The sequence below is a fragment of the Streptomyces sp. NPDC032198 genome (assembly GCF_040636975.1).
GTDB lineage: Bacteria > Actinomycetota > Actinomycetes > Streptomycetales > Streptomycetaceae > Streptomyces.
Genome location: NZ_JBEZVL010000005.1, coordinates 386,449 through 410,961, shown reverse-complemented (window position 1 = coordinate 410,961; position 24,513 = coordinate 386,449). Strand labels below are relative to the sequence as shown.

Here is a 24,513-nt window from a genome sequence, read left to right as displayed (position 1 = left end):
GACGGCCCGACGACCTGACGACCTGACGGCCCGACTTGACGACCTGACGCCTTACCGCGGCAGGAACCACCGCGCCTTGTAGATCCCGCCGTCGACCAGCTCGTACGCACTCTCCGGGCGATGCACGCTCACCTTGGTCGTCCACCAGGTCTCCTCGAGACCGCTCTCCGGCACGGTGGTGACGACCTGCCCCGTCCGCGGATCGTCGCCGACGGCCTTCACCGACTTCCGGGCGATCTCCTCGTGCCCCGCGAAGTCCTGCTCGAAGGACTCGGCTCCGATGTCGTACTGGAAGACGGACGCGTTCGTCGTCACCCAGAGCCGCCCGGGGCGCCCGGCCACGGGGAAGAGGTCATGGCCGCCCGGGGTCCTGCCCGGCGTCCCGACCGGGAGGCCGAGCGACGACCGGCGCGTCAGCGTGGGCCGGGCCCGCGTGCCACCCACGGCATACGTGACCAGCTCGTCGTCGCCGATGGCCCACAGCACCTCGCGCACACTGTCCCAGTGCAGCCCGTGCGCACCCTTCAGCTCCGCCTCCGCGAACCGCGAGGCATGCGGGCCCTGCGAGGCCGCGTACAGCCTGACCTGCGCACCCGTGCTGCACGCCACCGCGACGTTGCCGTCCGGCAGGATCTCCGCGCTGTGCGGATTGAAGAGGTCGTCGCCCGCGCCGATCGCCGCGCCCCAGTAACGCTTGCCGGACGGGTAGTGGACGACGGCGGCGAAGCCGAAGGACGCGGTGGTCAGGACGTACGTACGACCCTTGTGTCTGCGCACCTTCGACTCGCTCGGATACACCCAGCTGTCTTCCGGCCGCAGGTCCTCGTACCCCTTGTGCCGCATCGGCGAGAACTCCCACCGCACGACCGACGGATCACCCTGCGGGTCCCAGACCCTGCGGCGCGGATCGAGCACGAGGATCCGCTGCGTCGCCTGCTCGGTGAGGAGCACCGGCGGTGTGCCCCGGGGGACCCCTCCGGCGGCCCCGGCGGGTGACGCGGCGGCCAGCGGAAGCCCGGCGCCGATCCCGGCACCCAGCGCCCCGAGCAGCACACCCCGACGAGACGGCCTCGACATACCGGACATGAAGTCTCCCCCACACGGCTGACAGTTGAGACATTGTCAGGTACGCGCTCGCAACATGCCATGGCGCCGCGCGGCATCACATGTCGTAGACCACCGTGACGGGCGCATGGTCCGACCACCGCTGCTCATGCGTGGCCGCCCGCTCGACGAACCCCTTGACCGCGCGCTCCGCGAGCCCCGGCGTCGCCACGTGGTAATCGATGCGCCAGCCCGTGTCATTGTCGAAGGCGCGCCCCCGGTAGGACCACCAGGAGTAGGGCCCCTCGACGTCGGGGTGCAGTGCCCGCACCACGTCGACGTACCCGGCATCGCCCTCGAAGACCTCGCTGAGCCAGGCACGCTCCTCGGGCAGGAAGCCCGAGTTCTTCTTGTTGCCCTTCCAGTTCTTGAGGTCGGCCTCCTGGTGCGCGATGTTCCAGTCACCGCAGACCACGACCTGACGCCCCTCGGCGGCGGCCCGCTGCTTGAGGCCCTTCAGGTAGGTGAGGAACTCCCCCATGAAGCGGATCTTCTCGTCCTGCCGCTCCGTGCCGACCTCTCCCGAGGGCAGATACAGGCTCGCGACCGTGACACCGGGCAGATCCGCCTCGACGTAGCGCCCGCTGCCGTCGAACTCCTGCGACCCGAATCCGATCTGTACGCGGTCCGGCTCACGGCGCGTATAGAGGGAGACGCCCGCACGCCCCTTGGCGGCGGCCGGCGCGTGCACGACGTGCCAGCCCTCGGGCTCCCGCACTTCTTCCGGGAGCTGCTGGGACTCGGCCCGCACCTCTTGGAGGCAGAGCACGTCGGCCGAGGTCTCGGCCAGCCACTCGACGAAGCCCTTCTTGGCGGCGGCGCGCAGCCCGTTCACATTCACAGAGGTCACAGTGAGCATCCGGGAACGATACCGGCACACTTAAATGGATACCGCCACACCACCGCATAGAAGTACGATGATTCGCATGAGTATTCAGTCACCGTCGCAGCGGGCCGCCGTCGAGCTGCGCCCCACCCCCTTCGACCACCCCGACGCGGTCAAGCTCAACGACCGCGTCCAGCTCGAATACGCGGAGCGGTACGGCGACGAGGGCGACGTCACACCCCTCGACCCGGCCATGTTCGCGGCACCGCGCGGCCTGTATCTCCTCGCGTACGACGAGAACGGCACCCCGCTGGCCACCGGCGGCTGGCGCGGTCACGAGGAGAACGACGAGGGTTATGCGCTCGGCGACGCCGAGATCAAGCGCATGTACGTCACCCCGGAGGCCCGCGGCCTCGGCCTGGCCCGCCTCATCCTGGCGGCCCTGGAGGACCACGCGAGGGCGGCGGGGCGTACGCGCATGGTCCTGGAGACGGGCACGAAGCAGCCGGAGGCCATAGCCCTCTACACCTCGACCGGATACACCCCGGCTCCCGCGAAGTTCGGCCACTACCGCTTCGAGGACCTGAGCCGCTGCTACGTGAAGCCGCTGTAGTTCTCCGGTGCTTCGTTCTTGAGGCACAGCAAAGATCCCGCCCAGTTCGATGAACTGGACGGGATCTCATGTGCAGTGGACCTGTGGGGATTTGAACCCCAGACCCCCTCGATGCGAACGAGGTGCGCTACCAGACTGCGCCACAGGCCCTTGCAACGAGTGAAACTCTAGCATCCCGATCCGGGTGCTCGGAAATCCGTTCCTGGCTGGTCACCTGGCTGGTCACCTGGCTGGTCACCTGGCTGGTCGGACCTCACTCGTTGGCGGCCCGTGGCCGCTGCCCGTCGTCGTACTGATCGAAGAGCGGCGTACGCCCGCGCTCGCGGGCCCGGCGTGCGGACGCCGCCCGCCGTGCGTCACTGCGACCGCCGACCCCGTCCACGCCGTCGGCACCTTCCGCGCCCTCGGCGTACTCCGCGTACTCGTCCTCGTCCGCCTCGTCGGCGGTGGGCTCGACGGAGCTCGACCGCGCCGAGCTCCAGGCGTCGGGGGCGCCCAAGTCGACGTCACCGGTGGCCCGCGGGGCGACCGGCGCGGTCACGTACGTCGGCAGGGGCACCGGTACCGGGTCCCAGCTGTCGCCGTGGCCCGGGCGCCGCTGCCGCTCACGCTGCTGGTCCACCCACTCCGCGTGGTCGGTCTGCTCGACCAGGGCGCGGCGGTCGGCGGCGAGTGCGGAGAGGCCGGTCTCCGTCTCGACGGCCGGTCCTTCCTCCGCGTCGTCGACGACCGCGTCCGCGCCGCCCGGCGCCCGCCTGCGCGGCTGACGCTCCCGCAGCCGCTGCGCGGCGACCTCGGCCCTGCGCCGGTCCATGGTGTAGGTGAAGCGGCGCCGCTCCTGGCCCCGCAGATACACGATGTACGCGCTCAGCAGCGCGGCCGGTCCCGCGGGCGCCCAGAGGAACGCGAGTCCGCCGACGGCGGCGACGACCGTGCCGATCGTGAAGGCGATGAACAGCATCACCGTCGTGCGCCGTCGGCGTGCGAGCACCTTCACGCGCCGGGCGCGCGCGGCGGCTTCCGCCGATGCGGCCCGCTGGGCGGGCGACTGCTGGGGGCGCGCTCCGGACGGGGCCGGGGTCGGAACCGGAGCCTTCGCCTGCGCCTGCGCCTGAGAGTGCGCCTGCGCCTGGGAGTGCGCCTGCGCCTGGGAGTGCGCCTGCGCTTGTACGTGCGCCTGTGCCTGAGGGGGCAGCTTGGCCTTCACGGAAGGCCTTGCCGGGGGCTTCGCCGCGGGCTGCGCCTGGGACCGTGCCGGGGGCTGCTGCGCCGGGGGTTTGGCCTGCGCCTTGACCTGCGGCTCGGGCCGCTCCTCCGGGCCGCCCTGTCGAAGCGGGGGCGCGACGAAGGCCCGGACGTCCACCGCGCCGGTGGCGTTGTCCGGTTCGCGCGACTCCTCCTCTTCGGGCGAGCGCGCTTGCAGGTCCTTGGCGTACCGGCGCTCCATCCCCGCACGTCCGGACAGGAGCCGGATGGCGGTGCTGAAGCGTTCCGTCGGACGGGCTTCATTGAGCTCGTCCTGCCTACGGAGCCACATCGGCACCAAGTAGGCGGCCCAGGCCCCGACGATGACTGCGTAGATGAGGCCGCTGCTGCTCACGCCTCACACGGTAGAGGGGTTTGCTTGAGGCCATCTGCCAATTGCGCCGGTGTGTCGCACGATCTGGCTGATATCTCGAACTTTTTTTGTGACTGATGCGATCAACAGGCCACCGGGACCGTGAAATTAATGCCTCAGAGGGACCAAGTCGGGCCTCAGACGGTCGATCACCGAATTATTTCAAACACTTATTCTATTTACGCGGTCTTCCGGGGTCGTGCCTGGTGCCAGCGCCGGAGCAACCCTTCCGGTACCTCTTCCGCGGTCAGCGCGAAGACAAGATGATCGCGCCAGGCGCCGTCGATGTGGAGATAGCGTGGACGAAGCCCCTCCTCGCGGAATCCGAGTTTCTCCACGACCCTGCGGCTCGGCCCGTTCTCGGGGCGAATACAGACCTCGATACGGTGCAGCCCGACCGACCGGAAGCAATGGTCGACCGCGAGAGCGACGGCGGTGGGCATCACGCCGCGGCCCGCGACCGACTGGTCGACCCAGTAGCCGACATGGCCCGAGCACATCGATCCCCAGGTGATCCCGGCGACCGTCAACTGCCCGACGAGCCGTCCCTGGTACTCGATCACGAAGGGCAGCATGCGCCCGGCGTGCGCCTCGGCGCGCAGGTGCCGGACCATCTGACGGTACGTCGGGCGGTGCACGATGGGGCCGCTGGGCGGGGGCGGCGGGATGGTCGCCTCCCAGGGGCGCAGCCAGTCCCGGTTGCGCCGGTTGACCTCACGCCAGGGCCGCTGGTCGCGCATCTTTATCGGGCGGAGGGCGACATCGCCGTCCGTCAGTTCGACGGGCCAGGAAGGGCTGTTCAGCTCGCACCCCCTGGGGGTCTGGGGTGGTCGCCGCCCCGGAGCTGCTCGACGGCGTGCGTCAGCAGGGGCTCCAGGACGGCGATGCCGTCCCGTACGCCTCCGGTGGAGCCCGGCAGGTTCACGATGAGCGTGCGCCCGGCGACTCCGGCCAGACCGCGGGACAGTACGGCCGTGGGGATCTTCTCCCTGCCGTACGCGCGGATGGCCTCCGGGATGCCGGGCACCTCGTGGTCGATGACGGCGCGGGTGGCCTCGGGGGTGCGGTCGGTGGGCGAGATGCCGGTGCCGCCTGTGGTGAGGATCACGTCGTACCCGGCGTCGGCTCCGGCCCGCAGCGCCTGCTCGACGGGGTCGCCGTCGGGAACGACCTGGGGGCCATCGACGTCGAAGCCGAGCGCGGCCAGCGCCTCGGCGATGATCGGCCCGCCCCGGTCTGCGTAGACCCCGGCGGCCGCGCGGTTGGAGGCCGTGACGACGAGCGCGCGGTAGGCGGTCATGCGCCGGCTCCTTCGCGGCTCCAGTCCCCCGACTTTCCGCCGGTCTTCTCCTCGACCCGCACGTCCGTGATGACCGCGCCCTTGTCGACGGCCTTGACCATGTCGATCACCGTGAGGGCGGCGACGGTGACCGCGGTGAGCGCCTCCATCTCGACGCCCGTACGGTCCGTCGTCTTCACCGTGGCGAGGATCTCGACGGCGTCGTCCGCCACGGAGAGGTCCAGTTTCACCCCGGAGACGGCCAGCGGGTGGCAGAGCGGGATCAGGTCGGGCGTGCGCTTGGCGCCCATGATGCCCGCGATCCGCGCGGTGGCCAGGGCGTCGCCCTTGGGAACGCCTTCCCCGCGCAGCAGCTCGATCACGCGGGGCGAGACCAGGACGCGGCCACTGGCGCGGGCGGTGCGCGACGTCACGTCCTTCGCGGATACGTCGACCATGCGGGCGGCGCCCGCTTCATCGATGTGCGTCAGTCTCTGCTGCTCAGGGGGTCCGGGGGTCTCCCCCCGGGAAATCGCGGTCATGTGCTGTGGCGCTCCCGGTCCGGGCCCTCCCGCGGTGCGGCGCGAGGGGGTTTATGTGCGCGACACCGTACCGCGCGAAAGCGCCTTTCAGCCGAGCAGGACCACTTCGACGCCGGTGCCCGGCTCCACCGACGTGGTGTCCTCCGGGACGACGATCAGCGCGTTCGCGTGCGCGAGGGCCGCGACGAGGTGGGAGCCTGCGCCGCCCACGGGCCGCACGCCGCCCGTGTCGGCGTCGTACAGCCCGCGCAGGAACTGCCGCTTGCCCGCCGGCGAGGTCAGCGCCTTGTCGGCGGTGAGCTCCGCGTGTGCCGTGGGCCGGTGGACGTCCGGGAGGCCCATCAGGGCGCGCACCGCGGGCCGCACGAAGATCTCGAAGGAGACGTACGACGACACGGGGTTGCCCGGCAGGGCGAGCAGTGGGGTGTGGTCGGGGCCGATGGAGCCGAAGCCCTGCGGCTTGCCCGGCTGCATGGCGAGCTTGCGGAACTCGACTCCGCTGCCCGTCTCGACGCCGTCCTCGGTCTCTCCGATGGAGGAGAGAGCCTCCTTCACGACGTCGTACGCGCCGACGCTGACGCCGCCCGTGGTGACGATGAGGTCCGCCCGGATCAGCTGGTCCTCGATGGTGGAGCGCAGCGTCTCGGCGTCGTCGGCGACCGCGCCCACGCGGTAGGCGATCGCTCCGGCGTCCCGGGCCGCGGCGGTCAGGGCGAAGCTGTTGGAGTCGTAGATCTGGCCCTTGGCCAACTCCTCGCCGGGCTGGATCAGTTCGCTGCCGGTGGACATGACGACCACGCGGGGGCGCGGGCGCACCTTCACCGTGCCGCGGCCGATCGCGGCGAGCAGGGCGATCTGCGGGGCGCCGAGGACCGTGCCCGCGGCCAGGGCGCGGTCGCCCGCCTGGACGTCGCTGCCACGCGCCCGCACATGCGCGCGTGCCTCGGCGGGGCGGTGCACACGGACCTCGCCAAAGGCTCCTTCGGGGGCGGCACTGTGGGCGCGCATCCCGGAGACGGGGCCTTCGCCGAGGCCTCCGTCGGTCCACTCCACGGGGACGACGGCCTCGGCGCCGGGCGGCAGGGGGGCGCCGGTCATGATGCGGGCGGCCTGGCCCGCGCCGACGTCCGGCTGCTCGCCCTGGCCCGCGGCCACGTCACCGATGACCGTCAGGACGGCGGGGAACTCCTCGCTCGCGCCCGCGATGTCGGCGACCCGGACCGCGTATCCGTCCATGGAGCTGTTGTCGAAGGGCGGCAGCGAGACGGGCACCGTGACGTCCTCGACGAGGACGCAGCCCTGGGCATCGAGGAGTTGGAGCTCGATGGGCTCCAGGGGGCGGACGCATCCGAGGATGTCGTCCAGGTGCTCGCTCACCGACCAGACGGGTTCCTGGCCGGTGGCTTCGGTCGTCGCGCTGCTGCTCAAAGTGCTACATCTCCTCGGACACGTAACTGCGAAGCCAGGCCTGGAAGTCCGGGCCCAGGTCTTCACGTTCGCATGCGAGTCTGACAATGGCACGCAGATAGTCGCCCCGGTCACCGGTGTCATAGCGGCGGCCCTTGAAGACGACGCCGTGCACGGGGCCGCCGACCTTCTCGTCGGCCGCGAGCTGCTGGAGGGCGTCGGTGAGCTGGATCTCGCCGCCGCGGCCCGGCTCGGTCTTGCGCAGTATGTCGAAGACGTGCGGGTCCAGGACATACCGGCCGATGATGGCGTAGTTGCTGGGGGCGTCCGCCGGGTCGGGCTTCTCGACCAGGCCGGTCACCTTGACGACGTCGCCCTCGTCCGTGGCGTCCACGGCGGCGCAGCCGTACATGTGGATCTGCTCCGGAGCCACCTCCATGAGGGCGATGACGCTGCCGCCGTGCCGCTCCTGGACCTCGACCATGCGGGCGAGCAGCGGGTCACGCGGGTCGATCAGGTCGTCGCCGAGGAGCACGGCGAACGGTTCGTTGCCGACGTGCGGGGCCGCGCACAGGACGGCGTGACCGAGTCCCTTGGGGTCGCCCTGGCGCACGTAGTGCATGGTCGCGAGGTCGCTGGACTCCTGGACCTTCGCCAGTCTCGCCTCGTCGCCCTTCTTCAGAAGGGCCGACTCCAGTTCGTAGTTGCGGTCGAAGTGGTCCTCCAGGGGGCGCTTGTTGCGGCCCGTGATCATGAGGACGTCGTCGAGGCCGGCGGATGCGGCCTCCTCGACCACGTACTGGATCGCCGGCTTGTCGACGACCGGCAGCATCTCCTTGGGAGTGGCCTTGGTGGCCGGCAGGAACCGGGTGCCGAGGCCTGCTGCGGGAATGACAGCCTTGCTGATCCTTGGGGGGTGAGACTCAGTCATGTCCGTAACCATAACCGGTGCGTATGTGCGGAATCTGTGGGTCCGGACATTTTGTTCTCATATGAGCGCACATGGAAGGGTTTGTGAGCACACCATGCAGGAAACCGGTTCCGACCAGCCAACCAAGCGCACATTGCGCGGAGAATTCCTCGCGGTGAGACGCCGGTTGACTAGGGATGACGCGCAGAAGGCCGCCGCGGTTCTCGCCGACCGCGCATTGGAGCTGCCGGAGCTCTCCGGGGCGCGCACGGTCGCCGCGTACGTCTCCGTGGGGAGCGAACCGGGGACGCGCGCGCTCCTGGACGCCCTCCACGCGCGCGGGACGCGGGTCCTGCTGCCCGTGCTCCTCGCGGACAACGACCTGGACTGGGCGGCCTATGAGGGCGATGACTCGCTGGCCCTCGTGCAACACCCGGGAAAGATGGCGCTCTTGGAACCCTCGGGGGCGCGGCTCGGGCCCGACGCGGTCGTGGCGGCGGACGCCGTGCTGCTGCCGGGCCTGGCCGTGGACGCGCGCGGGATGCGGCTCGGGCGCGGCGGCGGGTCGTACGACCGGGTGCTCGCCCGGCTCGGCAGGTCCAGGGCCGATCCGACGCTCGTGGTGCTCCTGTACGACACGGAAGTCGTCGCACACGTCCCCCAGGAGCCGCACGACAAGCCGGTGCACGCCGTCGTCACCCCGTCGGGAGTACGCCGCTTCCGCTGAACCCTCCGCGTACCTCCCCCCTATCGGTGAAAGGGCCCTCCACGCGCGCGTGGAGGGCCCTTTCACTGTCTCGTGCGGCGGCTCAGGGCCGCAGCACCAGGGTGTCGTTCGTGCTCTTCTTCACGGCGCCCTTGGAGAAGGACCACGGCAGCAGCTCGCCCTTGACCCACTTGCTGGTCTGGTCGGTGTAGTGCGCGCTGTAGGCGTGCCCCGAGGCGCCGGTGAGGTTGATCCACTTCGACTTGTCGAGGTCGTCGAGGTTCACCACCATGCGCATCGACGGCACCCACTGCACTCCGTAGCCGCCCGCCGCGTTCCAGCCGGTGGCGTTGACCGCCGCCTCGCCGCCGCCCAGCTTGAACGGGCCGCGGTTGAGCATGAACTGGAGCCAGCCGGGGCCTTCGACGCCCAGGGTCTGGTTCTTCAGGGTCAGCCGGTGCAGGCGGCCCCAGCTCCAGGTGTCGACGTCCTTGCCGAGCTTGGCCGTCAGGTCCCAGCGCGCGTCCTCCATGGCCCGGCCGAACAGCTGGTCGCGGGTCTTGGTCGCGGCATCCGTGCGGGTCTTCGGCGACTTCCACCAGTCGTTGTCCTCGTCGTCGAGGATCGACCGGATCACTTCGTAGTAGCGGTCGCCGCCGTCGGGCTGCGCGGATTCCGCGTCGCGCTGGCCGCACTCGCGCACCGGGTCGGCCTCGTCGGCGGGACCGGTGTTCCCGGCCGGCTCGACGTTCAGGCACTGGCCCTTGACCCGCAGCTCCTTGGGCAGCTTGTTGCCGATGGAGAGCTTGAGGATGTTGCGCCAGACCGAGTTGAAGTACGCGGCAGCCGCCGAGTCGGGATCCTGGGTGTAGTCCCAGCCCTCAAGGAGCTTCTGCGCCTCACGGACGTAGCTGTCCTTGACGTCGATCTTGAGCAGCTTGGGCACCAGCAGCTTGGCGATCTCGCTGCTGTTGTCCATCTGCATCGTGCGCATGTCCTCGGTGGAGACCTTCCCACCGTTCTTGATCTTCGACTGGATCAGGTCGGTGATGCGCTGGCTGCGCGCCCCGTAGCCCCAGTCCGCCGTGAGCTCGTACGGGTAGTCGGACTTCTCCGGGTCGATCACGGCCTGGTTGGCGGTCACGATGTAGCCGCGCTTGGGGTCGTACTCGTAGGGCAGCGCGGACTGCGGGATGTAGCCGGTCCAGCGGTAGTCGGAGTCCCAGCCCGGCGCCGGCAGCGCGCCGTCGCCCTTGCCGCGGACCGGGATCTTGCCCGGTGCCTGGTAGCCGATGTGGCCCTTGGTGTCCGCGTAGATCAGGTTCTGCGAGGGCACTTCAAAAGAAGCGGCGGCCTTGCGGAAGCCCGTGAAGTCCTTCGCCTTGTTGAGCTCGAAGACGGCGTCCATCGAGTTGCCCGGCTGGAGCGCGGTCCAGCGCAGCGATACTCCGTAGCCGTCGCCCCGGTCGGGGGCGGCGCTGTCGACGGTGGCCTTCTTGCCGACCTTCACGAGTTCGTCGTCGCGGTCGGACAGCAGGGGGCCGTTGTCGGTCTCCCGGACGGTGATCTTCTTCGACTTGCCGCCGGCGACCTTGATGGTCTCCACGCGCGTCTTGAAGGGCAGCACCTTGTCGTCGTACTCGTAGCCGTCGCCCTCGAACTTCTCCAGGTAGAGGTCGGTGACGTCGGCGCCGAGGTTCGTCATGCCCCAGGCGATGTCCTTGTTGTGGCCGATGACCACGCCGGGCATGCCGGCGAAGGTGTAGCCGGACACGTCGTACCGGCAGTCCTTGGAGACCGACCGGCAATGCAGGCCCATCTGGTACCAGGTGGAGGGCAGCTGCGGCGACAGGTGCGGGTCGTTGGCGAGCAAGGGCTTCCCGGTGATCGTGTGGTCGCCGGAGACCACCCAGGAGTTGGAGCCGATGCCGTTGCCGTTCGGGCCGAGGCCCGCGTCCGGGACGCTGTCCAGGACGTCGGAGAGGCCCGACAGCTGGGACTGCAGGCCGTTGGGGGCCTCCGTGTTGCCCGCGAGGCCCGTGCCCGCCGCGCCGCCGGTCTGTGACTGCGACTGGCTGCCCGCGCTGCCCTTGCCCTCGTACTCCTTGGTGACGCCGTTGTAGGCGCCCTCCTGGACGATGGGCTTGTTCCGGGCGTACGGGTACTTCGGGTAGAGGTCCTCGATCTGGGAGGGGCCCAGACGGCTGGTCATCAGGGAGCGGTCGATCTCGTCCTGCATGTTGCCGCGCAGGTCCCAGGCCATGGCCTTGAGCCACGCCACGGAGTCGACGGGGGTCCACTCCTGGGGCTCGTAGTCGTTGGTGAAGCCAAGGGCGGCGTACTCCAGGGAGATGTCCTTGCCGCTCTTGTCCTTCAGGTAGGCGTTGACTCCCTTGGAGTACGCCTGGAGGTACTTCTTCGTCGAGGGCGAGAGCTTGGTGTCGTACTCCTTCTGCGCCACCCGGTGCCAGCCGAGCGTCCGCAGGAACTCATCGGTCTTGACCTGGCTCTTGCCGAACATCTCGGAGAGCCGCCCGGAGGTCGTATGGCGGCGGACGTCCATCTCCCAGAATCGGTCCTGCGCCTGGACGAAGCCCTGCGCCATGAACAGATCGGCGTCGGACTCGGCGTAGATCTGCGGGATTCCGTTGCCGTCGCGCTTCACGTCGACGGGACCGGCGAGGCCGTCGAGCTTGATCGTCCCCTTGGTCTGCGGGAAGGAGGCACGCACCGTACTGACGCTCCAGTACGCCCCGTAGCCGATGCCCGCCACGAGGGCCAGGACCAGGACGATCACGAGGAGGCGGGCTCGGCGCCCCTTCTTCTTGCCGGACTTATGACCGGAAGAGGCGGTGGTATTCGAGGGCATCGCTGTCCTTGCTGTCCTTACGCGAGCGGCAGGGCTGGCTGGGCGGTGGTGGGAGCGCTGGAGCAACCATAGGCGCAGGGCACTGCGGCCCCGGACGCGGAGTCAGGAACGTACATCGCGACGCGTCGTACAGGAGTTCTAAGGCGTCAAGGAAGCGTTAACAATTAGGTAAGGTAACGAAGTACTTGGCTCATGCGGAGGAAGGAACGGCCCCTGACTGTCCACGACCTCAACCAGCTTCTGCTCATCTGCTCGCTCGTCCTGCTCGTCGCGGTGGCGGCGGTCCGGATCTCGTCGCGCAGTGGGCTGCCCAGCCTGCTTCTCTACCTGGGCATCGGCATTGCCATGGGCCAGGACGGCATCGGCAACGTCACCTTCAACAATGCCGAGTTGACGCAGGTCATCGGCTATGCGGCGCTCGTCGTGATCCTCGCCGAGGGCGGCCTCGGCACGAAGTGGAAAGAGATCAAACCCGCGTTGCCCGCGGCCGCCGTCCTGTCGCTCGCCGGCATCGCGGTGAGCGTCGGCGTGACGGCCGCCGGTGCCCACTACCTGGTCGGCCTCGAGTGGCGCCAGGCGCTCATCATCGGCGCGGTGGTCTCCTCGACGGACGCGGCGGCGGTCTTCTCCGTGCTGCGGAAGGTGCCGCTGCCCTCCCGCGTGACGGGCATCCTGGAGGCGGAGTCGGGCTTCAACGACGCCCCCGTGGTGATCCTGGTCGTGGCCTTCTCCACGGCGGGGCCCGTGGAGCACTGGTACGTCCTCATCGCGGAGATCGCCCTGGAGCTGGCGATCGGTGCCGCGATCGGCCTCGCGGTGGGTTGGCTCGGCGCCTACGGCCTGCGGCACGTGGCCCTGCCCGCCTCGGGCCTCTACCCCATCGCCGTGATGGCCATCGCGGTCGCCGCCTACGCGGCCGGAGCCATGGCGCACGGCAGTGGATTCCTCGCCGTCTACCTCGCGGCGATGGTCCTCGGCAACGCGAAGCTGCCGCACTGGCCCGCCACCCGCGGCTTCGCCGAAGGGCTCGGCTGGATCGCGCAGATCGGCATGTTCGTCCTGCTCGGCCTCCTGGTCACCCCGCACGACCTGCTCGACGACACCTGGCCCGCGATCGTCATCGGCTTGATCCTGACCATGGTGGCCAGACCGCTGGGGGTCATCGCCAGCCTGCTGCCGTTCCGCATGCCCTGGCAGGAGAAGGCCCTGATGTCCTGGGCCGGCCTGCGCGGAGCCGTGCCCATCATCCTGGCCACGATCCCGATGGTGAACGGCGTCGACGAGAGCCAGCGGATCTTCAACATCGTCTTCGTCCTGGTCGTCGTCTACACCCTCATCCAGGGCCCCACGCTCCCGTGGCTGGCCCGGAAGCTGAGCCTCGGCGACTCCTCGGGCGCCGCCGACCTGGGCATCGAGTCGGCGCCCCTGGAACGCCTTCGCGGGCACCTGCTCTCGGTGGCGATCCCGAAGGGATCGCGGATGCACGGCGTCGAGGTGGGCGAACTGCGGATGCCCGCGGGGGCGGCGGTCACGCTCGTCGTTCGCAACGGCGAATCATTCGTGCCGCAGCCCACGACGGTGCTGCAGCGCGGCGACGAGCTCCTGGTGGTCGCCACCGACCCGGTGCGCGACGCGGCGGAGCGGCGACTGCGGGCGGTCGGGCAGGGCGGAAAACTGGCCGGATGGCTGGGAACCGCTGGTCACGAGGGTCACACGCCGGAATGGCGGGGCAATCACAGGTGACGGGCGCCTCAATCTCCGTATTCACAGGGTCGACGGCCCCATTCCCTGTACGATGAAGGCACACTTCTTCTGAACCAACTGATCGAACCAACTCTGGCTGAAGCAGAGCTGGCGCCGACCGTATGGCGGCCGCGTGTCCTCGCAGTGGGCAACCGGCATCTACCGCAGTTCCGCGCAAGAGGACAGCTCTCGGCGCCGTCGCCCTGAAAAGGGGGCCGCGCTACCAGGCAGCAGAAAGGCACGGGCCGTGGCATCCACGGTCACCTCCCGCCCCGGATACGGACAGCTGCTGCGCACCCGCGGCGCCTGGACGTTTCTCCTGCCCGGCTTCGCGGCACGACAGCCCTTCGCGATGCTGACCATCTCCATCGTGCTGCTCGTGCAGCACACCACCGGCTCGTACGGCATCGCCGGTGCCGTGTCGGCCGTCACCGGTGTCTCCATGGCGGTGTTCGCCCCCTTCGGCGGCAAGCTCGCCGACCGGTTCGGCCAGCGCGCCGTACTGGTGCCGGGCGTGCTCATCCACACGGTGTCGGTGCTCTCCCTGACGGTGCTCGCACTCTCGGACGCCCCCTTGTGGGCGCTCTTCGTCGCGGCGGTGCCCACCGGCGCCTCGCAACCGCAGATCAGCCCCATGGTGCGGGCCCGCTGGGGCGTCAAGCTCCAGGACACCCCGCTGGCGGGTACGGCGGCCGCCTTCGAGTCGGTCACGGACGAGCTGACGTTCGTCCTCGGCCCACTCTTCGCGACCGCGCTGTGCACGACCATCGACCCGGCGGCCGGACTCTTCACGGAGGCCGGACTCACGCTGGTGGGCGGTCTCCTGTTCGCCGCACAGAAGAGCACCCAGCCCAAGCCGGCCTCCCGCGAGGAGCACGCGCGCGTGGAGCACGTCTCGGCGCTGCGCATCCCCGGTGTGCGCGTCCTGATCGCCACCTTCCTGGGCATCGGCGCCGTCTTCGGCGGCATGCAGGTCTCGCTGGCAGCCTTCACCGAGTCCATCGGCGAACCCGGTCTGAACGGCGTCCTGTACGGCACGTTCGCGGCGGGCAACATGCTCTCCGGGCTCGTCTGCGGCGCCATCGCCTGGAAGATCGCCCCGCAGCGGCGGCTCCTCGTCGGGTACACGGCGCTGACCCTGATGGCCTCCGGGCTGTGGGCCGCGCACTCCGTGGTGCTCCTCGCCGGACTCGGCCTCCTGGTGGGCGTCTGCATCGCGCCCGCGCTGATCACCGGCTACACGCTGGTCGACCGTCTGGTGGACCCGTCCGGCCGGACCGAGGCCTTCACCTGGCTCACCGGCGCCGTCGCGCTCGGCCAGGCCGCCGCCGTCACGGTCGCCGGACAGCTGGAGGACCGCTTCTGGGACGGCGCCGGATTCCTGGTGCCGCTTGGCGGTACGGCGCTGGCCCTCGCGGTGCTCGTCACCCTGCGCTCGCGGCTCGTGCCGCGGTCCGTCGGACGCACCGTGGCACGTGGCGTGGGTCACCGCGAGCCGGTCACGGTGGACTGATCTCGCGGAATACGTCACTATGGACCGTCGTTAGCACTCATCGAGTGAGAGTGCCAGGAGGAAGCAAGTGCCGACGTACCAGTACCAGTGCACCGAATGCGGCGAGGGCCTCGAGGCGGTGCAGAAGTTCACCGATGACGCATTGACCGTGTGCCCCAGCTGCGACGGACGCCTCAAGAAGGTGTTCTCGGCCGTCGGCATCGTCTTCAAGGGCTCCGGTTTCTACCGCAACGACAGCCGCGGCTCGTCGTCGAGCAGCACGCCGTCCACGGCGAACGCGTCGAAGTCGTCGGACTCCAAGTCCTCGGACTCGAAGTCGGACTCCAAGTCTTCCGCGAGCGCTTCGTCGTCATCGGACTCGAAGTCGTCCGGCTCCTCCTCGGGGTCGTCGTCCAGTTCCTCGAGCTCGTCGGCCGCCTAGGGCGAACCGCCCCGCGCACGTCTTTCTTCCAGGTCCCCGCTGTCCTTCGACGGCGGGGATCTCGGCGTTCCCGGGCCCGGCTACTGTGCTGGGCATGGTGAATACGGCGAACGCGACGCGGGCCGAGATCGGTGTCATCGGCGGCTCCGGTTTCTACTCCTTCCTCGACAACGTGACCGAAATCCAGGTCGACACCCCCTACGGAGCGCCCAGCGACTCCCTCTTCCTCGGTGACATCGCCGGGCGGCGGGTCGCGTTCCTGCCCCGGCACGGCCGCGGTCACCATCTGCCGCCGCATCGCATCAACTACCGCGCCAACCTGTGGGCGTTGCGCTCCGTGGGCGTACGGCAGGTGCTCGGCCCGTGTGCGGTGGGCGGGCTCCGGCCCGAGTTCGGGCCGGGGACGCTGCTGGTGCCCGATCAGCTCGTGGACCGCACGAAGACGCGTACGCAGACGTATTTCGACGGGGTGCCACTGCCGGACGGAAGCATTCCGAACGTCGTGCACGTGTCGCTCGCCGACCCGTACTGCCCCGCCGGGCGCAGCGCCGCGCTGAAGGCGGCCCGCGGGCGGGAGTGGGAGCCGGTGGACGGCGGGACGCTCGTGGTCATCGAGGGGCCGCGGTTCTCGACCCGGGCCGAATCGGTCTGGCACGCGGCGCAGGGCTGGTCGGTGGTGGGCATGACCGGGCATCCCGAGGCCGTGCTCGCCCGTGAACTGGAGCTCTGCTACACGTCGTTGACGCTGGTCACGGACCTGGACGCGGGTGCGGAGAGCGGCGAGGGCGTCTCGCACGAAGAGGTGCTGCAGGTCTTCGCGGCGAATGTGGACCGGCTACGGACGGTGCTTTTCGACGCGGTGGCGGGGCTGCCGGCGGAGGGTGAGCGGGACTGTTCGTGTGCGGGGGCGCTGGGCGGGCTGGAGCCGGGGATTCGGCTGCCGTGAGGTGAGGGGCCAGGGGCCGAGGGCGGTGGAACTTCCCCTTCGGGTGAGGGAGTTGTCCACAACCGGCGAGTAGTCCACGGGGCTCAGCGGGATGCGGCGGGAGCCCGCATCGTGAGAGCGGAAGGCAAGATCCGCAGCTCTCTCGACCCCGCAGGTGGTGGCCGCCGTGGCGCACGTTCCCTCAGACATCTCCTCCCCTCCTCCTCCCCCACCGTGCCCCGTGCCGCACTTCTCCCCCGTGCGGGTCAGCGGCGGGCACCGCGGCCTGCGAAGACTGCTGCGGCACAGACGACGGGCCATGGCCGCGGGGCTTGCGGTGACCGCGGCGGCGCTCGTGGCCGCCGGGCCGCGACATGCCGAACAGGCGCCGTCGCAGGGACATCCGGCGGCCGCCGCCGCGCCTTCGCGGGCCGGGACGGAGCGTCCTCGGGCCGCGGCCCTGGTGACGGCGCCGGTGCGGATCGCGGACGCGGAGACGGTGCGGCTGCTGCACCGGGGCGACCGGGTCGATGTCGTCGCCTCCGACGGCTCCGCGTCGCGGGTGGTGGCCGCCGGGGCGAGGGTGACCGAGGTGCCCGGGCCTCAAGAGGGTGCGGCCGAAAGCGCGGCTGAGCCCGGGGCGTTGGTCGTGCTCTCCGTGCCACGGGCGACGGCGGCACGGCTCGCCGGTGCCGGAGCGGGCATGCGCCTGGCGGTGACGCTGTGCTGACTCACGTGCTGACCCACGTACTCACTCGCGTACTGACCCGCGTGCCGACTCACGATGTGTGCGACTGCATCGACTTTCTGTCAAGTCGCTCGTTCGGGTTGCCCAATTGGACAGTCCTACCAGGCCCTACCGTAGTTTGCGAAGCTGTCTGTTTCACGAACTGCATTTGCAACGAAAGGCCTCGTGGTGAGCGAGAAGAACGAACCGGGTCTCTGGGACGGCTTCAAGGCCTTCCTGATGCGCGGCAATGTCGTCGACCTGGCGGTCGCGGTGGTCATCGGAGCCGCGTTCACGAACATCGTGAACTCCGTGGTGAAGGGTGTCATCAACCCGCTGGTCGGTGCCTTCGGCACGAAGGATCTCGATCACTACAGCTCGTGCCTGAAGTCCCCGTGCGTCACGAAGGCGGACGGCACGGTCGAGAGTGGCATCCCGATCATGTGGGGTTCGGTCCTCAGCGCGACCCTCAGCTTTGTGATCACCGCGGCCGTCGTCTACTTCCTGATGGTGCTGCCCATGGCCAAGTATCTGGCGAGGCAGGCCGCGCGGAGGGCCGCGAAGGAGGGCACGCAGGAGATCATCGAGATCTCGGAGCTGGAGGTCCTCAAGGAGATCCGCGACGCACTGGTGGCGCAGCGCGGCTCGGGGCACGACGAGCGCTAGCGCGGGTTCAGACGTGGTGGGGCGGCTTCTCGTCGAGGAAACGCGCCAGGTCGGCGGCGCTGTCGCCGCCGACCGGAGGCCGCTCGCCCCACCCGCGGTCCGTGTCGTCCGAAGACTGCTGCGACAGGGGGTCGTCGAAGACCAGGGCGCTCTTCGGCTTCTTCGGCGCCTCGGAGTGCTTCGGGGTCTCCGATTCCTCCGGATCACGCGGTTCGGGGGCAGGGGCGGTGCTCATATGTCCAGGGTACGTCCGTGGGGCGTCGCGGCGGCCGTCAGACGGCCGTGAGCCCCTGGGCGGCGAAGATCTCCCTGGCGGCGGCCACCTCGGCGGGGGTGGGCGAAGGGGTGTCGCGCAGAGTGAAGTCCTTGCCGAGGGCGTCCCACTTCGCCTCGCCCAATTTATGGAAGGGCAGCACGTCGACGCGCGAGACGTTGCCGAGCGAGGCGGCGAAGCGGGCGACGCCTTCGATGTTCTCCGGGTCGTCGGTGAGACCGGGGACGAGGACGAAGCGCACCCAGACGTCCTTGCCGAGGCCGGCGAGGCGCTCGGCGAAGTCGAGGGTGGGCCGCAGCGGGCGACCCGTGACCTTCTTGTACGTCTCGCGGTCCCAGGACTTGATGTCGAGGAGCACGAGGTCGACGTCCCGGAGCAGGGCGTCGGTGGCGCGCACGCCGAGGAAGCCCGAGGTGTCCAGGGCGGTGTGCAGGCCGAGCTCGTGCTTGAGGCGGTGCAGCAGTTCGCCGGTGAAGACGGGCTGCAGGAGGGGTTCGCCGCCGCTGACGGTGGCACCGCCACCCGCCGCCGCGATGAACCTGGTGTACTTGGCGGCCTCCGTGATCATGTCGTCGACGGTGGTCCGCTTCCCGTCGCGCATCCGCCAGGTGTCGGGGTTGTGGCAGTACAGGCAGGTCATCGGGCAGCCCGAGAGGAACGTGACGAAGCGGGTGCCGGGGCCGTCGACGCCGGTGGACAGGTCCCAGGAGTGCAGGGATCCGGTGACGGGGCGCCGGGTGACCGCGGCCGCCGGGGTCGCCGTGTCGAGCAGGACAGCCATGGCAGAACTCCCGAACTACTGGCAGGACGTGGTGTTCGCGGCGCCCGGAGCCGGAGTGAGGGTCCGGCTCCGGGGCCGCGGATCAGGGGTGGCTCGTGGGGAGCCAGTGGCTCAGAGGGAGCCGTGGAAGGTGCGGTTGATGACGTCGAGCTGCTGGTCGCGGGTCAGGCGGACGAAGTTGACCGCGTAGCCGGAGACCCGGATGGTCAGCTGCGGGTAGTTCTCCGGGTGCTCCATGGCGTCCTCCAGCGTCGCCTTGTCGAGCACGTTGACGTTCATGTGGAAGCCGTCGCTCGCCATGTAGCCGTCGAGGACTCCGGAGAGGTTCTGGATCCGCTCCCCGGGGGTGCGGCCCAGGGCGTCGGGCGTGATGGTGTTGGTGAGCGAGATGCCGTCCTCGGCGTCGTCGTAGCTGAGCTTGGCGACCGACAGCGCGGAGGCGATGTAGCCGTGCTGGTCACGGCCGTTCATAGGGTTGGCGCCGGGGGCGAACGGCTCGCCCGCGCGGCGGCCGTCGGGGGTGTTGCCGGTCTTCTTGCCGTAGACGACGTTCGAGGTGATCGTCAGGACGGACTGGGTGTGCACCGCGTTCCGGTAGGTCGGGTGCTGCCGGATCTTGCCCATGAAGTCCGAGACGATGCGCCGGGCGATGTGGTCGGCCCGCTCGTCGTTGTTGCCGTAGGCCGGGTAGTCGCCCTCGATCTCGTAGTCGACGGCCAGGCCCGTCTCGTCGCGGATGACCTTGACCTTGGCGTGCTTGATGGCGGAGAGCGAGTCGGCGGCGACGGACAGGCCCGCGATGCCGCACGCCATCGTGCGCAGGATCTCCTGGTCGTGCAGCGCCATCTCGATGCGCTCGTAGGCGTACTTGTCGTGCATGTAGTGGATGACGTTCAGCGCGTGGACGTAGGTCTTGCCGAGCCAGCCGAGCATCGCGTCGTAGCGCTCGGCGACGGTGTCGTAGTCCAGGTAGTCGCCCTCGATGGGCTCGAAGCCCTCGACGACGCGCTTGCCGGTCTTCTCGTCGCGGCCGCCGTTGATCGCGTAGAGCAGGGCCTTGGCTACGTTGACGCGGGCGCCGAAGAACTGCATCTGCTTGCCGACGGCCATCGCCGACACACAGCAGGCGATCGCGGTGTCGTCGCCGTACTTGGGGCGCATCAGGTCGTCGGACTCGAACTGGATGGCCGAGGTGTCGATGGCGACCTTCGCGGCGAAGTCCTTGAAGCCCTGGGGCAGTTCCCGCGCCCAGAAGACCGTGAGGTTCGGCTCGGGGGCCGGGCCCAGGTTGTAGAGGGTCTGCAGGGCACGGAACGTGGTGCGGGAGACCAGCGGTCGGCTGTCCTCGCCGATGCCCGCCATGGACCAGGTGACCCAGGTCGGGTCGCCGGAGAAGCCCTCGTTGTACTCGGGGGTGCGCAGGAAGCGGACGATGCGGAGCTTGATGACGAAGTCGTCGATGAACTCCTGGGCCTCGGCCTCGGTGATGCGGCCGGCCTCGATGTCGCGCTGGAGGTAGATGTCGAGGAAGTTGTCGATGCGGCCGATCGACATGGCCGCGCCGTTCTGCTCCTTCACGGCGGCCAGGTAGGCGAAGTACAGCCACTGGACGGCCTCACGGCCGGTGCCGGCGGGGGCCGAGATGTCGTAGCCGTACGACATCGCCATGGCCTTCAGCTCGCCCAGGGCCTTGATCTGCTCGGAGGTCTCCTCGCGGGCCCGGATGACGTCCTCGGTGGCCCACTCCTCGCCCAGCCGGTCCCGGTCGGCCTCCTTGGCGGCGATGAGGCGGTCGACTCCGTAGAGCGCGACGCGGCGGTAGTCGCCGATGATGCGGCCGCGGCCGTAGGCGTCGGGCAGGCCGGTGATGATGCCCGAGGAGCGGCAGGCGCGGATCTCGGGCGTGTAGGCGTCGAAGACACCTTCGTTGTGGGTCTTGCGGAGGTGCGTGTAGATGTCCTTGACCTCGGGGTCCGCCGCGTAGCCGTAGGCGTTGAGGGCGCCTTCGACCATCCGCCAGCCGCCGTTGGGCATGATGGCGCGCTTGAGCGGGGCGTCGGTCTGGAGGCCGACGATCAGGTCGCGGTCGGCGTCGATGAAGCCGGGCTTGAAGGCGTCGATGCGGGACGGGGTCTTCACGTCCACGTCGTAGATGCCGCGCTCGATCTCCGCGGGGAACATCGCCAGGAGCTTCTGCCAGACCTGGGTGGTGCGTTCGGTCGGGCCGGCCAGGAAGGAGTCGTCCCCCTCGTACGGGGTGTAGTTCTGCTGCACGAAGTCGCGGACGTCGATGGCGTCCCGCCACAGACCGCCCTTGAAGCCGTCCCATGCCTCGCCGTGCACTGTCGTTTCCGCGGGAGTGGCAGTCATCGCAGACACCTTCCGTATCGCCTTTTCGCTATGTGTCCATTCCACTCCGATGTGATCGGTCAGGGGCTCCGCAATGGTCCCCACTTCAGGGCCCGAGGTCCTTTCCCTCCGCAACCGAACCCGCACTCACCCACCCTGACCTGCGACTTCCATCAGGACTTTGGACCTAAGTTCGCTTGTGAATGCATTCACAAGAATTTCCCGGACATCCCGTGGTACGGGACCGGGACCTGCGCGCCGTGGCGCGGGACCGGGACATGCCAGTGGGCCGGGTGCTCCCACACCCGGCCCACCGTGCCGACGCCGCCGAGGGCGTCAGCTCGGGGATTCCGCGCCCTTGCGGGCGTAGAACCACCAGCAGACCGCGATACAGCTGACGTAGAAGGCCACGAAGCCCCACATCGCGCTGGTGACCGCGAAGTTGGCGAACATCGCCGGGATGAAGAAGAAGCCGTAGGCCGCGATGGCGGAGGTGAAGCCGGTGACGGCGCCCGCTTCCATCTCGGACTGCTTCAGCGCCTTCGTGTAGGCGGGGGTGCCCTCCTCAAGGCCCTTCAGGTGCTGGGAGCGGAAGATCACCGGGATCTGGCGGAACGTGGAGCCGTTGCCGATGCCCGAGAAGAAGAACGCGCACAGGAAGCAGGCGAAGAAGCCGTAGAAGTTGCCGTTGTCGCCGCCGGAGGGCAGGAAGTTGATGACTCCGATGATCGAGACCGCCATGCCGACGAACGAGATGATGGTGACCCTCGCGCCGCCGATCTTGTCGGCGATCCAGCCGCCGGCCCAGCGGGCGAGCGCACCCACGGCCGGGCCCATCCAGGCGTACGTGGCCGCGGAGTAGGCCGCGTCGATCGGCGTGAACGTGGTCTTGATGAGCATCGGCAGAGCCGCGGCGAAGCCGATGAAGGAACCGAACGTGCCGACGTAGAGCCAGGTCATCAGCCAGTTGTGCTTGCGCTTGAAGATGATCTTCTGCTGGCTGAAGGGGGTCGACGCGACCTTCAGGTCGTTCTGGCCGAACCACGCGACGGCGGCCAGGATCACCAGGACGGGCACCCACAGGAACGCCGCGTTCTGCAGCCAGACCGGCGTGCCGTCCGCCTTGTGCTGGGCCGAGCCGACCGCGAGGACCGAGCTGGTGATGACGATCGGGGTGACCAGCTGGACGACGGAGACACCGAGGTTGCCGAGGCCGCCGTTGATGCCGGTGGCGTTGCCTTTGTCGCGCTTGGGGAAGAAGAAGCCGATGTTGGCGAGGGACGAGGCGAAGTTCGCGCCGCCGACACCGCAGAGGGCCGCGATGGCGACCATCACGCCGTACGAGGTGTTCGGGTCCTGCACCGCGATGCCGAGCCAGATCAGCGGGATGACCAGGACGACCGTGGAGAGCGCGGTGAAGCGGCGCTGGCCGATCATCGGGCCGAGGAACGTGTAGAGGACGCGCGCCGTGCCGCCGGTGATGCCGGGGATGGCGGTCAGCCAGAACAGCTGCGAGGTGGAGAAGCCGAAGCCGACGTCCTTCAGGTTGGTCGCCGTGACCGACCACACCTGCCAGACGACGAACGCGACCAGGAGCGCGGGGACGGCGATCCACAGGTTGCGGGAGGCGACCTTCTTGCCGACGGACTTCCAGAAGAGCTCGTTCTCCGGCTCCCAGTCGGTGATGGTCTTGCCGGGACGGTACTGAGCGGGGTCGTACGTCGTGCCCGTGGGGGCGGTCCGTACTTCTTGAGTGGCAGGCGATCTCATGTTGGTTCCCAGTTCGCTACCGGTCCCGACCTTGCTCCGGGGCCTGACGTATCCACCGTCCCGCGCGCGGTTCTTCGCGAGCAGAGTCGTAGGGCATCCGTTGACCAGCCCAAAGGCACCAAGATCAGGGGGCCTTCGGACCTCGTGGGCCGCCTGCCGTACGGCGCCCGGGTGTCAGTGCCGACCCGCTGGGCGCCGCGGCCCCATTCGGCGGGAGCCTTCTGCTGTGCTGGCCGCATGACGTCGACGCCGGCCCCCGGGCCCACACCAGAGCCGCCGCCCGCCTCCGCCACCCTGCTGCCCCTGCGCGCACGCGAGCGCGAGGAAGCGCATCGGGCCGCGACTCCGCTGGAGCTCTTCTTCGACCTCTGTTTCGTCGTGGCGGTCGCGCAGGCCGGGGCCGAGCTCGTGCACGCCGTGGCCGAGGGGCACGCGGGTGAGGGCGTGCTCAACTACGCGATGGTGTTCTTCGCGCTGTTCTGGGCGTGGGTCAACTTCTCGTGGTTCGCGTCGGCGTACGACAACGACGACGTGCTCTACCGGGTTGTCACGCTCGTACAGATCGCCGGGGTGCTCGTGTTCGCCGCCGGGGTCTCCAAGGGGTTCGAGGACCACGACTTCCTGCTCATCTGGCTCGGCTACGCGATCATGCGGGTCGCGCTCACCATCCAGTGGCTGCGCGTCGCCAGATCGGCCACGGGTGCCCAGCGCGGCACCGCGCTGCGGTACGCGGCCGGTGTGCTGGTCTGTCAGATCGGCTGGTCGGGGCTGCTGTTCTTGCCGGAGGGCGGCCGGGCCTGGCTGTTCCTCGGGATGGCGATCGCGGAGATGTGCGTGCCGGTGTTCGCGGAGCGGGCGTACACGACGGCCTGGCATCCGCATCACATCTCCGAGCGGTACGGCCTGTTCACGATCATCGTGCTCGGCGAGACGATCGCGGCGGCGACCGTCGCCGTGAAGTCCGGCATCGACGAGCACGACGCGCTGGGCGAGCTCCTGCCCATCGCGGTGGGCGGCCTGCTGATGGTCTTCGCCGCCTGGTGGATCTACTTCGTCGTGCCCATCCACGGCCGCCTGAGCGGAAACCGGCAGGCGTTCCTCTGGGGATACGGCCACTACTTCATCCTCGGCGCGGCGGCCGCGATCGGCGCCGGGATCGAGGTCGCGGTCGAGGAGGCCGTCGGCAAGGCGCACATCTCGACGTTCGCCGCGTCCGCCGCCGTGACCGTACCGATGGCGCTGTATCTCCTCACCGTCTGGCTGCTGCACTCCCGTTACTACAAGGTGGGCCTCGCCCAGCAACTGGTGCTGCCCGTGAGCGCGCTTGCCACCCTCGCGAGCACATTCGCCGGGGGCTGGGCGGTCCTGGTCGCGGGGATCGTGGCGGCGGCCACCGTCACGACCGGCGTGACACTCACCAGCCGTATGACGCGCCGGGCGGCAGCCAGGTAACTGCCCCGCGTGGTACGC

22 protein-coding genes and 1 tRNA gene are annotated in these 24,513 nt (G+C 69.4%); 9 read left to right on the top strand and 14 right to left on the bottom strand.

Annotation, left to right across the window (positions count from 1 at the left end):
- Positions 1 to 51: 51 nt before the first annotated feature.
- Complete coding sequence (locus AB0E78_RS15875; protein ID WP_361832460.1) at positions 52 to 1,077, bottom strand: DUF6528 family protein; 1,026 nt, start codon at positions 1,075 to 1,077, stop codon at positions 52 to 54.
- An 85-nt stretch (positions 1,078 to 1,162) separates the two neighbouring features.
- Positions 1,163 to 1,963 carry an exodeoxyribonuclease III gene (locus AB0E78_RS15870; RefSeq protein WP_361832459.1) on the bottom strand — a complete coding sequence of 267 codons (801 nt, stop codon included), beginning with the start codon at positions 1,961 to 1,963 and terminating at the stop codon, positions 1,163 to 1,165.
- A 67-nt stretch (positions 1,964 to 2,030) separates the two neighbouring features.
- Between AB0E78_RS15870 and AB0E78_RS15865 the strand changes: the two genes are divergently transcribed.
- A complete protein-coding gene (locus AB0E78_RS15865; protein WP_361832457.1) occupies positions 2,031 to 2,543 on the top strand; it encodes a GNAT family N-acetyltransferase in 513 nt (170 codons plus the stop codon).
- Between the two features lie 76 nt (positions 2,544 to 2,619).
- Here AB0E78_RS15865 and AB0E78_RS15860 read toward each other — a convergent pair.
- From AB0E78_RS15860 to galU, 7 genes are all read right to left on the bottom strand, one after another.
- Positions 2,620 to 2,693: transfer RNA gene (locus AB0E78_RS15860), tRNA-Ala, on the bottom strand.
- Between the two features lie 103 nt (positions 2,694 to 2,796).
- Positions 2,797 to 4,143: a gephyrin-like molybdotransferase receptor GlpR gene (gene glpR, locus AB0E78_RS15855; RefSeq protein ID WP_361832455.1), complete on the bottom strand. Its 1,347-nt coding sequence runs from the start codon at positions 4,141 to 4,143 to the stop codon at positions 2,797 to 2,799.
- 197 nt (positions 4,144 to 4,340) lie between these two features.
- Positions 4,341 to 4,964 carry a GNAT family protein gene (locus AB0E78_RS15850; protein WP_361832814.1) on the bottom strand — a complete coding sequence of 208 codons (624 nt, stop codon included), beginning with the start codon at positions 4,962 to 4,964 and terminating at the stop codon, positions 4,341 to 4,343.
- Positions 4,961 to 5,461 carry a MogA/MoaB family molybdenum cofactor biosynthesis protein gene (locus AB0E78_RS15845; protein ID WP_361832453.1) on the bottom strand — a complete coding sequence of 167 codons (501 nt, stop codon included), beginning with the start codon at positions 5,459 to 5,461 and terminating at the stop codon, positions 4,961 to 4,963. Before AB0E78_RS15845 ends, AB0E78_RS15850 begins: the two co-directional genes overlap by 4 nt.
- Positions 5,458 to 5,982, bottom strand: coding sequence for a cyclic pyranopterin monophosphate synthase MoaC (gene moaC / locus AB0E78_RS15840; protein ID WP_361832451.1), 525 nt, complete (start codon positions 5,980 to 5,982; stop codon positions 5,458 to 5,460). Before moaC ends, AB0E78_RS15845 begins: the two co-directional genes overlap by 4 nt.
- An 87-nt stretch (positions 5,983 to 6,069) precedes the next feature.
- Positions 6,070 to 7,410, bottom strand: a complete 1,341-nt coding sequence (glp, locus tag AB0E78_RS15835) for a gephyrin-like molybdotransferase Glp (protein WP_361832449.1) — start codon at positions 7,408 to 7,410, stop codon at positions 6,070 to 6,072.
- A gap of 4 nt (positions 7,411 to 7,414) precedes the next feature.
- Positions 7,415 to 8,320 carry a UTP--glucose-1-phosphate uridylyltransferase GalU gene (gene galU / locus AB0E78_RS15830; RefSeq protein ID WP_361832447.1) on the bottom strand — a complete coding sequence of 302 codons (906 nt, stop codon included), beginning with the start codon at positions 8,318 to 8,320 and terminating at the stop codon, positions 7,415 to 7,417.
- 94 nt (positions 8,321 to 8,414) lie between these two features.
- Here galU and AB0E78_RS15825 point away from each other — a divergent pair, with 94 nt between their 5' ends.
- On the top strand, positions 8,415 to 9,026 hold the full coding sequence (locus AB0E78_RS15825; RefSeq protein ID WP_361832445.1) for a 5-formyltetrahydrofolate cyclo-ligase: 612 nt from the start codon (positions 8,415 to 8,417) through the stop codon (positions 9,024 to 9,026).
- A gap of 82 nt (positions 9,027 to 9,108) precedes the next feature.
- Here the strand turns inward: AB0E78_RS15825 and AB0E78_RS15820 are convergent, their stop codons facing one another.
- Positions 9,109 to 11,874, bottom strand: coding sequence for a penicillin acylase family protein (locus AB0E78_RS15820; protein WP_361832443.1), 2,766 nt, complete (start codon positions 11,872 to 11,874; stop codon positions 9,109 to 9,111).
- A gap of 192 nt (positions 11,875 to 12,066) precedes the next feature.
- Here AB0E78_RS15820 and AB0E78_RS15815 point away from each other — a divergent pair, with 192 nt between their 5' ends.
- The 6 genes from AB0E78_RS15815 (at position 12,067) to mscL (ending at position 17,869) form a co-directional block, all read left to right on the top strand.
- Positions 12,067 to 13,617, top strand: a complete 1,551-nt coding sequence (locus AB0E78_RS15815; protein WP_361832441.1) for a potassium/proton antiporter — start codon at positions 12,067 to 12,069, stop codon at positions 13,615 to 13,617.
- A gap of 247 nt (positions 13,618 to 13,864) precedes the next feature.
- Complete coding sequence (locus tag AB0E78_RS15810; RefSeq protein ID WP_361832439.1) at positions 13,865 to 15,130, top strand: MFS transporter; 1,266 nt, start codon at positions 13,865 to 13,867, stop codon at positions 15,128 to 15,130.
- 67 nt (positions 15,131 to 15,197) lie between these two features.
- Positions 15,198 to 15,551, top strand: coding sequence for an FmdB family zinc ribbon protein (locus AB0E78_RS15805; protein WP_361832437.1), 354 nt, complete (start codon positions 15,198 to 15,200; stop codon positions 15,549 to 15,551).
- Between the two features lie 94 nt (positions 15,552 to 15,645).
- Positions 15,646 to 16,497 (top strand): S-methyl-5'-thioadenosine phosphorylase, encoded by an 852-nt coding sequence (locus AB0E78_RS15800; protein WP_361832435.1) that lies wholly within the window; start codon positions 15,646 to 15,648, stop codon positions 16,495 to 16,497.
- Between the two features lie 154 nt (positions 16,498 to 16,651).
- Complete coding sequence (locus AB0E78_RS15795; RefSeq protein WP_361832433.1) at positions 16,652 to 17,206, top strand: hypothetical protein; 555 nt, start codon at positions 16,652 to 16,654, stop codon at positions 17,204 to 17,206.
- Positions 17,207 to 17,392: 186 nt separating this feature from the next.
- Entirely contained in the window at positions 17,393 to 17,869 is a 477-nt protein-coding gene (mscL, locus tag AB0E78_RS15790; protein ID WP_361832431.1) for a large conductance mechanosensitive channel protein MscL, read from the top strand.
- A 7-nt stretch (positions 17,870 to 17,876) separates the two neighbouring features.
- Here the strand turns inward: mscL and AB0E78_RS15785 are convergent, their stop codons facing one another.
- The 4 genes from AB0E78_RS15785 to AB0E78_RS15770 form a co-directional block, all read right to left on the bottom strand.
- Entirely contained in the window at positions 17,877 to 18,104 is a 228-nt protein-coding gene (locus AB0E78_RS15785; RefSeq protein WP_361832430.1) for a hypothetical protein, read from the bottom strand.
- Between the two features lie 37 nt (positions 18,105 to 18,141).
- Positions 18,142 to 18,924 carry a pyruvate formate-lyase-activating protein gene (gene pflA, locus AB0E78_RS15780; RefSeq protein ID WP_361832428.1) on the bottom strand — a complete coding sequence of 261 codons (783 nt, stop codon included), beginning with the start codon at positions 18,922 to 18,924 and terminating at the stop codon, positions 18,142 to 18,144.
- 111 nt (positions 18,925 to 19,035) lie between these two features.
- Entirely contained in the window at positions 19,036 to 21,294 is a 2,259-nt protein-coding gene (gene pflB, locus AB0E78_RS15775; protein WP_361832426.1) for a formate C-acetyltransferase, read from the bottom strand.
- Between the two features lie 315 nt (positions 21,295 to 21,609).
- Positions 21,610 to 23,043 carry a NarK family nitrate/nitrite MFS transporter gene (locus tag AB0E78_RS15770; protein ID WP_361832424.1) on the bottom strand — a complete coding sequence of 478 codons (1,434 nt, stop codon included), beginning with the start codon at positions 23,041 to 23,043 and terminating at the stop codon, positions 21,610 to 21,612.
- A gap of 237 nt (positions 23,044 to 23,280) precedes the next feature.
- Between AB0E78_RS15770 and AB0E78_RS15765 the strand changes: the two genes are divergently transcribed.
- On the top strand, positions 23,281 to 24,495 hold the full coding sequence (locus AB0E78_RS15765) for a low temperature requirement protein A (protein WP_361832422.1): 1,215 nt from the start codon (positions 23,281 to 23,283) through the stop codon (positions 24,493 to 24,495).
- The last annotated feature ends 18 nt before the right edge of the window (positions 24,496 to 24,513 follow it).

Coding starts and splice junctions, on each gene's coding strand:
- AB0E78_RS15875 (WP_361832460.1), bottom strand. CDS start 1,077: ATGTCGAGGCCGTCTCGTCGGGGTGTGCTGCTCGGGGCGCTGGGTGCC.
- AB0E78_RS15870 (WP_361832459.1), bottom strand. CDS start 1,963: ATGCTCACTGTGACCTCTGTGAATGTGAACGGGCTGCGCGCCGCCGCC.
- AB0E78_RS15865 (WP_361832457.1), top strand. CDS start 2,031: ATGAGTATTCAGTCACCGTCGCAGCGGGCCGCCGTCGAGCTGCGCCCC.
- AB0E78_RS15845 (WP_361832453.1), bottom strand. CDS start 5,461: ATGACCGCCTACCGCGCGCTCGTCGTCACGGCCTCCAACCGCGCGGCC.
- moaC (WP_361832451.1), bottom strand. CDS start 5,982: ATGACCGCGATTTCCCGGGGGGAGACCCCCGGACCCCCTGAGCAGCAG.
- galU (WP_361832447.1), bottom strand. CDS start 8,320: ATGACTGAGTCTCACCCCCCAAGGATCAGCAAGGCTGTCATTCCCGCA.
- AB0E78_RS15825 (WP_361832445.1), top strand. CDS start 8,415: ATGCAGGAAACCGGTTCCGACCAGCCAACCAAGCGCACATTGCGCGGA.
- AB0E78_RS15820 (WP_361832443.1), bottom strand. CDS start 11,874: ATGCCCTCGAATACCACCGCCTCTTCCGGTCATAAGTCCGGCAAGAAG.
- AB0E78_RS15815 (WP_361832441.1), top strand. CDS start 12,067: ATGCGGAGGAAGGAACGGCCCCTGACTGTCCACGACCTCAACCAGCTT.
- AB0E78_RS15800 (WP_361832435.1), top strand. CDS start 15,646: ATGGTGAATACGGCGAACGCGACGCGGGCCGAGATCGGTGTCATCGGC.
- AB0E78_RS15785 (WP_361832430.1), bottom strand. CDS start 18,104: ATGAGCACCGCCCCTGCCCCCGAACCGCGTGATCCGGAGGAATCGGAG.
- pflA (WP_361832428.1), bottom strand. CDS start 18,924: ATGGCTGTCCTGCTCGACACGGCGACCCCGGCGGCCGCGGTCACCCGG.
- pflB (WP_361832426.1), bottom strand. CDS start 21,294: ATGACTGCCACTCCCGCGGAAACGACAGTGCACGGCGAGGCATGGGAC.
- AB0E78_RS15770 (WP_361832424.1), bottom strand. CDS start 23,043: ATGAGATCGCCTGCCACTCAAGAAGTACGGACCGCCCCCACGGGCACG.
- AB0E78_RS15765 (WP_361832422.1), top strand. CDS start 23,281: ATGACGTCGACGCCGGCCCCCGGGCCCACACCAGAGCCGCCGCCCGCC.